The sequence below is a fragment of the Thioalkalivibrio sp. ALJ21 genome (assembly GCF_000378605.1).
In the GTDB taxonomy this organism is placed as follows: Bacteria; Pseudomonadota; Gammaproteobacteria; order Ectothiorhodospirales; family Ectothiorhodospiraceae; genus Thioalkalivibrio.
Genome location: NZ_KB905156.1, coordinates 261,888 through 274,323, shown reverse-complemented (window position 1 = coordinate 274,323; position 12,436 = coordinate 261,888). Strand labels below are relative to the sequence as shown.

Annotated in this window: 14 protein-coding genes; all 14 read left to right on the top strand. The window is 67.9% G+C overall.

Annotated elements, in window-relative coordinates:
- The first annotated feature begins 30 nt into the window (after positions 1-30).
- The 14 genes from F579_RS0107355 (at position 31) to lptA (ending at position 12,389) form a co-directional block, all read left to right on the top strand.
- Positions 31-1,254, top strand: coding sequence for an argininosuccinate synthase (locus F579_RS0107355; RefSeq protein ID WP_019023769.1), 1,224 nt, complete (start codon positions 31-33; stop codon positions 1,252-1,254).
- A 1-nt stretch (position 1,255) separates the two neighbouring features.
- Positions 1,256-3,259 carry a diguanylate cyclase gene (locus tag F579_RS0107350; RefSeq protein WP_019023770.1) on the top strand — a complete coding sequence of 668 codons (2,004 nt, stop codon included), beginning with the start codon at positions 1,256-1,258 and terminating at the stop codon, positions 3,257-3,259.
- 92 nt (positions 3,260-3,351) lie between these two features.
- Complete coding sequence (locus tag F579_RS0107345; protein WP_019023771.1) at positions 3,352-4,137, top strand: VacJ family lipoprotein; 786 nt, start codon at positions 3,352-3,354, stop codon at positions 4,135-4,137.
- Complete coding sequence (locus F579_RS0107340; RefSeq protein WP_019023772.1) at positions 4,134-4,643, top strand: hypothetical protein; 510 nt, start codon at positions 4,134-4,136, stop codon at positions 4,641-4,643. Before F579_RS0107345 ends, F579_RS0107340 begins: the two co-directional genes overlap by 4 nt.
- Positions 4,643-6,046 carry a UDP-N-acetylmuramate:L-alanyl-gamma-D-glutamyl-meso-diaminopimelate ligase gene (gene mpl, locus F579_RS0107335; protein ID WP_019023773.1) on the top strand — a complete coding sequence of 468 codons (1,404 nt, stop codon included), beginning with the start codon at positions 4,643-4,645 and terminating at the stop codon, positions 6,044-6,046. The genes F579_RS0107340 and mpl overlap by 1 nt, the downstream gene beginning before the upstream one ends.
- A complete protein-coding gene (locus F579_RS0107330) occupies positions 6,043-6,681 on the top strand; it encodes a flavin prenyltransferase UbiX (RefSeq protein ID WP_019023774.1) in 639 nt (212 codons plus the stop codon). Before mpl ends, F579_RS0107330 begins: the two co-directional genes overlap by 4 nt.
- Positions 6,678-7,286 carry an LON peptidase substrate-binding domain-containing protein gene (locus F579_RS0107325; protein WP_019023775.1) on the top strand — a complete coding sequence of 203 codons (609 nt, stop codon included), beginning with the start codon at positions 6,678-6,680 and terminating at the stop codon, positions 7,284-7,286. The genes F579_RS0107330 and F579_RS0107325 overlap by 4 nt, the downstream gene beginning before the upstream one ends.
- A gap of 57 nt (positions 7,287-7,343) precedes the next feature.
- Positions 7,344-7,727: a thioredoxin gene (gene trxA, locus F579_RS0107320; RefSeq protein WP_019023776.1), complete on the top strand. Its 384-nt coding sequence runs from the start codon at positions 7,344-7,346 to the stop codon at positions 7,725-7,727.
- A 43-nt stretch (positions 7,728-7,770) separates the two neighbouring features.
- Complete coding sequence (locus F579_RS0107315; protein ID WP_019023777.1) at positions 7,771-8,718, top strand: AEC family transporter; 948 nt, start codon at positions 7,771-7,773, stop codon at positions 8,716-8,718.
- Positions 8,719-8,821: 103 nt separating this feature from the next.
- Positions 8,822-9,799 (top strand): calcium/sodium antiporter, encoded by a 978-nt coding sequence (locus tag F579_RS0107310; RefSeq protein WP_019023778.1) that lies wholly within the window; start codon positions 8,822-8,824, stop codon positions 9,797-9,799.
- Positions 9,796-10,773, top strand: a complete 978-nt coding sequence (locus F579_RS0107305; protein WP_019023779.1) for a KpsF/GutQ family sugar-phosphate isomerase — start codon at positions 9,796-9,798, stop codon at positions 10,771-10,773. Before F579_RS0107310 ends, F579_RS0107305 begins: the two co-directional genes overlap by 4 nt.
- Positions 10,773-11,312: a 3-deoxy-manno-octulosonate-8-phosphatase KdsC gene (gene kdsC, locus F579_RS0107300; protein ID WP_019023780.1), complete on the top strand. Its 540-nt coding sequence runs from the start codon at positions 10,773-10,775 to the stop codon at positions 11,310-11,312. The genes F579_RS0107305 and kdsC overlap by 1 nt, the downstream gene beginning before the upstream one ends.
- Positions 11,309-11,872, top strand: a complete 564-nt coding sequence (gene lptC / locus F579_RS0107295) for an LPS export ABC transporter periplasmic protein LptC (protein ID WP_019023781.1) — start codon at positions 11,309-11,311, stop codon at positions 11,870-11,872. Before kdsC ends, lptC begins: the two co-directional genes overlap by 4 nt.
- Positions 11,865-12,389, top strand: coding sequence for a lipopolysaccharide transport periplasmic protein LptA (lptA, locus tag F579_RS0107290; RefSeq protein ID WP_038029745.1), 525 nt, complete (start codon positions 11,865-11,867; stop codon positions 12,387-12,389). The genes lptC and lptA overlap by 8 nt, the downstream gene beginning before the upstream one ends.
- Positions 12,390-12,436 lie beyond the last annotated feature (47 nt).

Sequence of the window (12,436 nt, the reverse complement as noted above, 5' to 3'; positions counted from 1 at the left end):
TCTCAAGAAGAAAGAAGGATTGGTATTCCCATGAGTTCGAAGATTTCCCGTGTCGTGCTGGCCTATTCCGGTGGCCTGGATACCTCCGTGATTCTCAAATGGCTGGAGGATCAGTACGGCTGCGAGGTAATCACCTTCACCGCCGATCTGGGCCAGGGCGAGGAGGTCGAGCCGGCCCGCGCCAAGGCCGAGGCCCTGGGGGTCAAGCAGATCTACATCGAGGACCTGCGCGAGACCTTCGTGCGCGACTACGTGTTCCCGATGTTCCGCGCGAACACGATCTACGAGGGCGAATACCTGCTGGGTACCTCGATCGCGCGGCCGCTGATCGCGCGCCGGATGGTGGAGATCGCCGAGGAGACCGGCGCCGACGCCATTGCCCACGGCGCGACCGGCAAGGGCAACGACCAGGTGCGCTTCGAACTCGGCGCCTATGCGCTGAAGCCGGGGATCCGGGTGATCGCGCCCTGGCGCGAATGGGACCTGAACTCGCGCGAGCGCCTGATGGCCTACGCCGAGCAGCACAACATCCCGGTGGACTACAAGAAGCAGGGCACCAAGTCGCCGTACTCGATGGATGCCAACCTGCTGCACATCTCCTACGAGGGCGGCCCGCTGGAAGACCCGTGGACCGAGGCCGAGGAGGACATGTGGCGCTGGTCGGTCTCCCCGGAGGCCGCACCGGACGAGTCGGAGACGCTGACCATCGGTTTCGAGAAGGGCGACCCGGTCTCGATCAACGGCAAGCGCCTGAGCGCCGCGGAACTGCTCGCGAAGCTGAACGAGCGCGGCGGGGCCCACGGCGTCGGCCGTCTCGATATCGTCGAGAACCGCTATGTCGGCATGAAGTCGCGCGGCTGCTACGAGACCCCGGGCGGCACCATCCTGCTCAAGGCGCGCCGCGCGCTGGAGTCGATCACCCTGGACCGCGAGGCCGCGCACCTGAAGGACGAGCTGATGCCGCGCTACGCCAGTCTGATCTACAACGGCTACTGGTGGAGCCCGGAGCGGCGCATGCTGCAGGCCGCGATCGATGACACCCAGGGCGTGGTCAACGGCGAGGTGCGCCTGCGCCTGTACAAGGGGAACGTGATCGTCGCCGGCCGCCGCTCCGAGGACACCCTGTTCGACGACGCGATCGCCACCTTCGAGGACGATGCCGGCGCCTACGACCAGAAGGATGCCGAGGGCTTCATTCGCCTGAACGCACTGCGCCTGCGCATCGCCGCCAGCCGCAATCGGAAGCCGACATGAGATGAGCCCGCGTACGTACTTCCGGCGATCGCCTGGTTGCCTGTCCTGGTTCGGCAGGGGCGGTCTCGGGGGTGTCGTTCTGCTGTGGGGGCTGGTCCTTGGCGCGCTGCTGGCAACGCCTGCGGGTGCGAAGGCCGAGGCGGCCGAGCGCGAGTTGATCCTCGCGGTGCTCGCGCACCGGGGCGAGGATGCCGCGCGCGAGCAGTGGACGCCTTTCGCCGAGTACCTGGAACAGACGCTGGAGGGCATTCACGTCCGCCTGTTGCCGGTCGACAACGATGCCCTGCAGGCGGGGGCGGCCGAGGACCGCTTCGATCTGGTGCTGACCAACCCCGGTTCCTACGTGATGCTGGAGCAGCGTCATGGCATCTCCCGTATCGCGACCATGCTCCCGGCCGAAGTTGGACGCGAGGAAGACCGCTTTGGCGCCGTGATCGTCGCGCGCGAGGGCCGCACGGACCTGGTCGAGCTCGGCGACCTGGCCGGGCAGCGGATCTCCGCGGTCCACCCCGACGCCTTCGGCGGTTGGTGGATGGCCTGGCGCGAACTGCAGGCGGCCGGGCTGGATGTCGAGGACGATCTGGATCGCGTGGTATTCACGGGCTTCCCGGTCTCACGGGGACTGGATCTGCTGCTGGCGGGCGAGGTGGATGCCGCGACCTTTCGCACCGGGATCCTCGAAGACCTGCGTGAGCAGGGCGACCCACGGGTCGAGCAAGTGCGCCTGATCGGCGAGCGGGCCGTGCCCCGCTTCCCTTACCGAACCTCCACCCGCCTGTACCCGGAGTGGCCGCTGGCAATGCGCGGCGATCTCGATGCCGAGATCGCGCAGGCGGTGCTGCGCGCCATTCTGGCGCTGGATGCCGAGCACCCGGTGAGCCAGGCGGCCGGGATTGCGGGCTGGTCTGCGCCGCGTTCCTACGAGGACGTGCAGGGCCTGATGTACGACCTGGGCGTGGGGCTTTACGCCCCCGAGCCGTTCGCCGTGCTGCGATGGGCGCGCGACAACCTGGCGGTGCTGCTCGCTGTCCTGGCGGCAGGCATCGCGGCGATCCTCCTGTATGTGCTGCGGGTGCACGCCCGCATGCGCATCGCCGGGCACAACCTGCGCCGGGCGATGTGCGCGATCCCGAACGCGGTGATCACGCTGGACGCCCGTGGCGGGATCGTCTACATGAACCCCGCGGCCGAGCAGATGGCGGGGCTGGTCCGCCTGCAGGCACTGGGTTGTACCCTGGAGCAGGTCCTGGACCTGCGCGAGATGGGGACGGATCGGCCGCTGGGTGCAGACCGATCCGAGCCACTCGCCACAAATCTGGGGGAGCATACCGAGGCCCGTCTGGTAACCCCGAGCGGCCAGGAGCGGATCGTGCGTATCGACCGCACAGCGTTGGACCCGGTGGCGGGCAGTTCGGTGCGCACCCTGCTGGTGCTGGCCGATATCTCCGAGGAGCGCGAGCTGGTGGACCGGCTGGTGCATGAAGCGAGTCACGATCCGCTCACCGGTTTGTTGAACCGGCGCGCATTCGAGCGCGAGATGCAGCGCGCGATGGACAACGCGCGGGAATACTCGTCGGTGGCGAGCCTGCTGCTGGTGGATCTGGACTACTTCAAGGCCGTGAACGATCGCCATGGCCACCGGGTGGGCGACGAGCTTCTGCGCCGGGTGGCGACGATCCTGCGGCAGCTGACGCGATCGCGCGACGCCGTTTCCCGGATCGGGGGCGACGAGTTCGCGGTGATCGCGTACGAGACCGATGCCGAGCAGGCCCGGGTCCTGGGCCAGCGGATCTGCAGTGCCCTGGGCGACCGGCCGTTGCAGGTCGAGGCGCGGGACGTCACCATTGGGGCCTCGGTGGGTGTGGTGCAACTGGGCGAGACGCTGCCGAGCGTGGATGCGGCCTTTGTGGCTGCTGATCGCGCCTGTTACACCGCCAAGAGCGAGGGGCGGGGCCAGGTTGGTGTGGCCCGCAAGGCGGATATTCACCCGATTGCCGGATCCTGAGGGCGATCCGGTCCCGGGCTTCGCGTAACGGCTTCGTTCCGGCGCGGTCCCTGCGACGCCGGTGCGGCGCCGGTTCGAAAGAAAGGAATTACATGTCCATTGTCTCCCGCTTGCGACCGGGCCTGCTGGCCCTGATGTTTCTTGGCCTGACCGGCTGTGCGACCGTGCCCAGCGAAGATCGTCATCCGGACGACCCCTGGGAGTCTTACAATCGGGTGGTGTTCGAGATCAACGACGACTTCGACCAGGCGCTCTTGCGCCCGGCCGCGGTCCAGTACCGGCGGCTACCGCAGCCCGTTCAGACCGGGGTGGGCAATTTCTTCTCCAACCTCAATGATTTCACGGTCCTGTTCAACAACCTGTTGCAGGGCAACCTGGATAACGCCGCCTCGGATACCGGGCGCATCATGTTCAACACGACCTTCGGCCTGCTCGGCCTGATCGATGTCGCGACGCCCATGGGTCTTGAGAAGAATAACGAGGACTTCGGCCAGACGCTGGGGACCTGGGGCGTGGCGCGCGGCCCGTACCTGCAGCTGCCGCTGCTCGGACCCAGTACCGCCCGGGATGCCCCGGCGCGTCTGGTGGATGGCTACACCAGTCCCCTCTATCACACGAACCTGCGCACCGATCACACCGGCTGGTGGGTGGGCCTGATCGCGCTGGACGTGGTCGATATGCGCGCCGGGCTGATCCCGACCGAGCGCATGCTGGCGCAGATCTCCGATGATCGTTACATCGCCATGCGCGAGGCCTATCTGCAGCGACGTGATTTCATGGTGCGCGGGGCAACGGACGAGCGCGCAACCGAGATGCTGGACGAACTCGACGAGCTCGAGGCCCTGGAGGCGATGGAAGCCGAGGAGGGCATGGATTGAACAGCCTCTGGACGATGCTGGACATCCTGCGTCTGCGCAGTGGCCCGCAGGACCTGCCCCCCGATAACGCTACGCTGATCTTCTGGCTCGGGATTGCCCTGGTCACGGGTATGGCGGTCGGGATCCCGATGTACGGCACGGGTCAGGCCCTGGTCCTGAATGTGCTCGATCTGGTCGTGCTGTACATGTTTATCGTCGTGGTGCTGCGTATGGGGGGGGTGCCGGACCGCTGGTTGCAGACCTTTACCGCAATGGCCGGCACTGGGGCCCTGCTGGGCCTGCTGATGGCCCTGTTGATGCTGATCGATGCCCCCACCGACCCGGAGGAGGTCTCCACCGGGGCCCTGCTGGCCCTGCTGACGCTGGTCGGCTGGCTGCTGCTGGTCTTCGGACACATCCTGCAGCAGGCCCTGGAGCTGGGCAGCCGCTTCATCGGCATGCTCATCGCGCTGGGGTACGTGGTGGTCTCCAGCGTGATTACTCAGGTGGCCCTGGGGGCTATGTAGTGAACACGGGCCATCTGCACATCCTTGGTATTGGCGGGACCTTTATGGGCGGGCTGGCCCAGCTCGCCCGGGCGCGCGGCTACCAGGTCACCGGTTCCGATCAGAAGCTGTATCCGCCGATGAGCGAGCAGCTGGAGCAGGCCGGCATCCCCTATCACGAGGGGTATGACCCGGCGACGTTGCCGGATACGGGGCCGGTCGTGGTCGGCAACGTGATGACCCGTGGCATGCCGGTCATCGAGGCCCTGCTGGATCGCGGCCTGTCCTACACCTCCGGCCCGCAGTGGCTGGCCGAGCATGTGCTGCATGACCGCTGGGTGCTGGCGGTGGCCGGTACCCATGGCAAGACGACGACCGCCAGCCTGCTCGCCTGGATTCTGGAACATGCTGGGCTGAACCCGGGATTCCTGATTGGGGGCGTGCCCGGCAACTTCGGCGTCAGCGCGCGGATGGGCGAGGCCCCGTTCTTCGTGATCGAGGCGGACGAATACGACTCCGCCTTCTTCGACAAGCGTGCCAAGTTCGTCCACTACCGGCCGCGTACCCTGGTGCTGAATAACCTCGAGTTCGACCACGCGGACATCTATCCGGACCTGGCCGCGATCGAGCGTCAGTTCCATCACTTGGTCCGTACTGTTCCCGGGCAGGGTCTGATCCTTGCGCCCGCGGGCGATGCCGCGCTGGAGCGCGTGCTGGAAATGGGCTGCTGGACGCCGGTGGAGCGCATCACGACCGACCCGGACACCGGAGATACGGTGGCCCTGGCGGCACGGCCTTTGAATGAAGATGCCTCGGAGTTCGAGGTGTTGGTCAACGGGGTGGTCCAGGGCCGCGTGGCCTGGGAGATGACGGGGCAGCACAATCTTTCCAATGCACTGGCCGCGCTCGGGGCGGCCCGCCATGCCGGGGTACCGCTGGCCGCGGGGATCGCGGCCCTGCCGGCCTTCCGCGGTGTGCGCCGGCGCCAGGAGTTGCGCGCCGAGATCGACGGGATCCGCGTGATCGACGACTTCGCCCATCACCCGACCGCGATTCGCCTGACCCTGGAAGGCCTGCGGGGCCGCGTCACCCCTGGCGGACGCCTGATCGCGGTGCTGGAACCGCGTTCCAACACCATGCGCATGGGGGTGCATGCCGACGCACTGGGGGCCGCCCTGGAGCGCGCGGACGCAGTGCATCTTTATCATGCCCCGGAGATCGACTGGTCCACCGAGGTCCTGCAACGTCAGCTCGGCGGGCGGCTCTCGGTGGCGCGCGAGATCGAATCCCTGTTGCAGGGGATTCTTGCCACGGCACGCCCCGGCGATACGCTGGTCATCATGAGCAATGGTGGTTTCGATGGCTTGCATCAGCGCCTGATCGCCGGGCTGCAGCGCCGTGAATCCTCGGGGACCCCCGCATGAGTGGAAAGCCGCGTTCGATCGCCCTGGCCCTGACCGGTGCCTCCGGCGCGCCCTATGGGCTGCGCCTGCTGGAGTGCATGGTGCAGGCGGGGGTGCAGGTGCATCTGATGCTGTCGAAGCCCGCGCAGGTGGTGCTGGGGCTGGAGACCGATCTCGAGGTGCCCGGGCGTCCGGCCGAGATCGCGCGCTTTTTCGCCGAGCGTCACGGGGCCGCCGATGGACAGATCCGCTGTTACGGCCCGGAGCAGTGGACCGCACCGGTGGCCAGCGGCTCGGCCGTCCCGGAGGCGATGGTGGTCTGCCCCTGCACCACGGCGACCGTCTCGGCGATCGCGACCGGGGCCTCGCGCGGGCTGATCGAACGCGCGGCGGATGTGGTGCTCAAGGAGCGGCGCAGGCTGGTACTGGTGGTGCGCGAGACGCCGTTCTCCGAGATCCACCTGGAGAACATGCTGCGCCTGGCGCGCATGGGTGCGGTGGTCATGCCGGCCAACCCGGCCTTTTATCATCGGCCGCAATCCATCGACGATCTGGTTGATTTCATGGTAGCGCGAGTGCTGGACCATCTGGACATCGAGCATGCCCTGGGCCCTCGCTGGGGCGAGGCGTCGTTGCCGCCGGAGGACCCGGCATGACGACCCTGCCACTGTTCCCGCTGAATACGGTGCTGTTCCCGGAGGGGCTGCTGCCGCTGCGGATCTTCGAGACGCGCTATCTCGACATGGTGCGCCGCTGCCTGCGCGAGGATGGTCGCTTCGTGATCGTCGCCATCGAACCCGATACCGAGTCCGGGGCGCCCCGCCCGGACGCCGAGACGGACCCTTCGGTCGGCTTCCACCCGATCGGGACCGAGGTCGCGATCGTCGACTGGGACCAGCGGCCGGACGGCCTGCTCGGGATCCTGGTCAAGGGCGAGCGCCGCCACCAGCTCCACAATCCGCGCCGGGCCGAGGACGGGCTCTGGCTGGCGGAGGTCGAGCCGTTGCAGGAGCGCCCCGATGTCAGCCTGCCGGTGGATTATGCATCGCTGGCGGATCTGCTCGAGCGGCTGCTGGACCAGCTCGGCACGCCCTGGTCACACCTGGAGCGGCGGTTCGACGATTCCTCCTGGGTGGTCGGGCGGCTGACGGAGCTGCTACCGATCGATCTCGAGGTCAAGCAGCAGTTGCTGGAGGCGGACGACCCGATCGAGCGCCTGGAGCGCCTGCGAGCGGCCATGCTCGCGGCATCGAAATCCTGAAACCCTGCGGCGGGGCTGTTAAGGTTTCGCCACACACTTTGACTGGAGCTCGCCATCATGGCCGTTCAGGAACTCACGCAGGATACGTTCGAATCCACGATCACCGGCAACAACATCGTCATTCTGGACTTCTGGGCCCCCTGGTGCGGCCCGTGCCAGCAGTTCGCCCCGACCTTCGAGGCGGCCTCCGAGCAGCATGCCGACGTCGTCTTCGCCAAGGTGAACACCGACGAGGAGCAGGGGATCGCCGGGGCGTTCCAGATCCGTTCCATCCCGACGCTGATGATCTTCCGCGAGCAAATCATCGTCTTCTCCCAGCCGGGCGTGCTGTCCGCCGGGCAACTGGACGAGGTGCTGGGCAAGGTGCGCGAGCTGGACATGGACCAGGTGCGTGCCGACATCGAACGCCAGCAGCAGGAGCAGCAGGCTGGCCAGGCCTGATTACTTTCTGACGCGAAACCTATAGTCCTAAACGAGCGCCCCCATGCTGACGGTCATGACCCAGATGGGGGCGCTCATCGTTGCGGGCGTCGTCTGGCGCCTGCTGCGCCCCGGCGGGCTGGACGCCGACACCGCCCGCCGGGTGCTCACCACCCTGGTCTACTACCTGCTGCTGCCCGCGCTGGTGTTGCAGGTGCTGTGGACCGCCCCCCTGGGGCTCGATTCGCTGCGCATCGCCCTGGTGGCCGGCACGACCGTGCTGGCGATGGTGGCCGTGACCCTGCTCGCCTGCCGGCTCTGCCTGGCGGAACGCGCGGCGGTCGGCGCGATGCTGCTGGCGGCGGCCTGGCCGAATGCCACCTACCTGGGGCTCCCTGTCCTCGATAGCCTGTTCGGTGATGCCGGCCGGGCGGTGGCGATCCAGTACGACCTGTTCGCCTGCCTGCCCCTGGTGCTGACGCTGGGTATCCTGCTGGCCAGGCGTTACGGGGACCCGGAGGCGGTCCGGCTGCATGGCGGCGGCGGGGCCATTCGCGGGCTGGTCGCCGTCCCCTCAATCTGGGCGGCGGTCCTGGGCGTGGCGCTGAACCTGGCTGGCCTGCCGCTGGTGACCTGGCTGGATACCTGGCTCGGCTTCCTGGCCGACTCGGTCGCCCCACTGATGCTGTTCTCGCTGGGGCTGGCGCTGGTGTTCGACCGTTTCCGCGGCCGCGATCTGCGCCCCCTGGTGATGGTGTCCGTCATCCAGTTGCTGATCGCACCGTTGTTCGCGCTGGGTCTGGTCTGGTGGGTCGGGCTGGAGGGTGTGCCCGGGGTTGGTTCGGTGCTCGAGGCGGCGATGCCGGCGATGGTCCTGGGGCTCGTGTTCTGTGATCGCTTCCGGCTCGATACCGGCCTGTATGCGGCCGCGGTCACGCTGACGACGGCGCTGTCGCTGGTGACACTCCCGCTGTGGTTCGCCATCGCCGGGTATCTGATCCCTGGGGGGTGACGGTGCGCGCGGGTCGGGCTCGGCGATCGGTTACAGCGATCGGCTACAATTGGCGGGTGAAGAGACACCCCGCTCTACCCACCTCCGGTCCTGGCACTCGCTGATGGTCCTTCCCGTTATTGCGGTCATCGCCGGTCTGGTACTGCTGACCTGGAGTGCCGACCGCTTCGTGTTCGGTGCCTCGGCGTTCGCGCGCAGCGTGGGCGTGAGTGCGCTTCTGGTCGGGCTGACCATTGTCGCCTTCGGGACCTCGGCACCGGAGATCGTCGTGTCCGTTCTGGCGACGCTGCAGGGCAACCCGGGGCTCGCGGTGGGCAACGCGATCGGCTCGAATATCGCGAACATCGGACTGGTGCTGGCGATGGCGGCGCTGGTAGCGCCGCTCGTGATCGGGCACGGCCTGGTGCGCCGCGAGCTGCCAATCCTGATGGTGGTCAGCCTGGCGGTCCTGTTTCTGCTGCTGGACGGCGAGCTGGGCCGCCTAGAAGGCGGGCTTCTGATTGCGGGGTTGCTGCTGGTGACCGCCTGGGTGATCCATATCGCGCGGCGTGCGCAGGCGCTGGACCCGGCCGAGGCGCCTGAAGAGGTGCGCGGCATGGTCGAGGCTATCCCGGCGACCACCTCTACCGGTCGCGCCCTGGCCTGGCTGGGCCTTGGTCTGGCGCTGCTGATTGCCAGCAGCCAGCTGGTGGTCTGGGGCGCGGTGGGGATTGCGGAGCAGCTGGGCATCAGTGACCTGGTGATCGGCCTGACCATCGTGGCGATCGGGACCAGCCTGCCGGAACTGGCGACCTCCCTGGTGGCGGCCTTTCGCCGCGAGGCGGGATTGGCGATCGGCAACGTGATCGGTTCCAATCTGTTCAACCTGCTGGCCGTGCTGGCAGTCCCCGCGCTGATTGCACCGCTGGCGATCGAGCCCGAGGTGCTGGTACGCGACTACCCGATCATGCTCGGCATGACCGCCGCGCTGTTCATCTTTGCCCTGGCGCGTGGCAGCCGGCTGCGGCGCTGGCAGGGGGGGCTTCTGCTCGCGGTGTTCGCGGGCTACCTTGTCCATCTCGCAATGACGGCAACCGCATGAATTTCAATCCTGATACCACCCGCAAGCTGGCCCTGGCGGTCCTCAACAACGAGGCCGAGGCCGTGCGCCGGCTGGCCGACCGCGTGGACGATGCGTTCCTGGAGGCCTGTCGCCACATCCTCGAGTGCCGCGGCCGGGTCGTGGTGACCGGTATGGGCAAGTCCGGCCATATCGGCTCCAAGCTGGCGGCCACCCTGGCCTCCACCGGGACCCCGGCGTTTTTCGTCCACCCCGGCGAGGCCAGCCACGGCGACCTTGGCATGATCACCCGTGACGACGTGGTGATCGCCCTGTCCAATTCCGGCGAGACCGACGAGCTGCTGACCATCCTGCCGCTGATCCGGCGGCTGGACGTACCGCTGATCGCGCTGACCGGCAACCCCGGGTCGCGGCTGGGGCAGGATGCCACTGTGCACCTGGATGTCTCGGTCGAGCGCGAGGCCTGCCCGCTGGGCCTGGCCCCGACCTCCAGCACCACGGCCGCGCTGGCGATGAGCGATGCCCTGGCGGTCGCGGTGCTGGATGCGCGCGGCTTTACCGCGGACGATTTTGCCCGCTCGCATCCCGGCGGCCGACTGGGGCGGCGGTTGCTGGTCCATGTCGCGGACATCATGCATACCGGTGACGCGATCCCGCGCGTGGGTCCCGAGGCCCCGCTGAAGGACGCCCTGTTCGAGATTACGCGCAAGGGGCTGGGGCTGGTGATCGTCGCCGATCCCGAGGCGCATATCCTCGGTGTGTTTACCGATGGCGACCTCCGGCGCACGCTGGATCGTGGCGAAAGCCTGGAGGCGCTGACCATCGGCCAGGTGATGACGCGGGGCGGGCATGCCGCCCGTCCGCAGTGGCTGGCCGTAGAGGCGCTGGAGACCATGGAGAGCAAGCGCATCAATGCCCTGCCGGTGGTGGATGACGACCAGCGGCTGGTCGGGGTGCTGAACATGCACGACCTGCTGCGCGCGGGGGTGGCCTGATGGACCGTCACGACGAGGCCCTGCACAGCCGCCAGGCGGCGGTGCGTCTGCTGATCCTGGATGTCGACGGCGTGCTGACCGATGGCAGCCTGTTCATGGGAGATGCCGGCGAGCAGTACAAGGCCTTTCATTCGCGCGACGGGCACGGCATCCGCCTGGCGCTGGACGGGGGGCTGGAGGTCGCGATCCTGACCGGGCGCACCTCCGGAGTCGTCGAGCACCGCATGCGGGATCTGGGTGTGCAGCATCTGGTGCAGGGGCGGCGCGACAAGGGGGCCGCGCTGGGCGAGTTGCTGGAGCAGACCGGGCATGCGCCCGAGGACGCCGCTTTTATGGGCGACGACATCGTCGATCTGCCGGCGATGCGCCGTGTGGGGCTGGGCATCGCCGTGGCGGATTCCCACCCGCTGGTATTGCAGCATGCCCACTGGGTCACGCAGGCCCCTGGCGGGCGCGGCGCGGTGCGCGAGGTCTGCGAGGGCCTGCTGGCGGCCCAGGGGCGCCTGGAGGCCCTGTTCGCGGAGTATGTCGACGGATGAAGTGGGTGGCCGGACTGACGGCGCTGCTCCTGGTGCCAATGGCGGCGCTGGTGGCCGGCGCTGTGGCCAGCGAGCACGAGCCGGAGGGCGAGGTGACGCTGGAGATCGAGGGCTTCACGCTGCACGCGACCGGCGAGGACGGCGAACTGAGCCACCGCCTGCGCGGGACACGGCTGCGCGAGTTTGGTCGCGACGGGCCGCAGCTGATCGACGACCCCGACCTGGATATCTTTGACGCCGGCGGTATCGAATGGCACTGGACCGCGCCCGAGGCGCTGCACCGGCCGATGGACGAGATCCTGGACCTGATCGGCCCCACGCGGGGGGTGCAGCCCGAGCGTGACGAGCGCGTACGCACGGTGATTGAATCCGCCGATGTGACGGTGGCGACCGACACCATGATCGCCACCTCCGATGCCCTGTCGACGCTGGAGCAGCCCGGCCTTTTCCAGCGGGGTACGGGTCTGCGCGTCGACTCGCGAGGGGATACCATAGAGCTGTTCCATGACGTGTACACGCTCTACAGCGAGTCGGGCGAGGAGGAAGCCGCAAATGACTGAACGTGGTGGGTCGTCGCTCGCCCGGGCCGGATGGCCCGTGCTGCTGGGCAGTGCCTTGTTGCTGCTGGCCGCGCCGGTCATTGCCCAGCAGCAGCCCCTGCCGGTGGAGATTACCGCCGATCGTGCGGAGATGGACGACCGGCGGGGCGTAAGCACTTATACCGGTGATGTGGTGGTGATTCGCGGGGACATGACACTGGAGGCCGACAAGGTCTATGTGCGCAGCCGCGATCGACGCCCTTACGAGATGGAGGCCCACGGCGAGCCCGCGCGGCTGGAGTCCCCGGACCCGGAGACGGGCGAGATGCGCATCGCCACCGCGCTGCGCATCGACTACCTGCTGAACGAGGACCGGGTGATCCTGACCGACCAGGCGCATGTGGTCACGGCAGCCGAGGAGGCGCGCGGCAAGCGCATCGTCTACGACCTGGAGACGGATGTGATCGAGGCCGAGCGTGGCGAGACGGATGACGAGCGTGTACGTATCACGATACAGCCCCGCGAAGACGACGAATGACCGAGCTTGACACCAGCGCGCCCGCAGCGGCCGGTGGCGAATCTGCG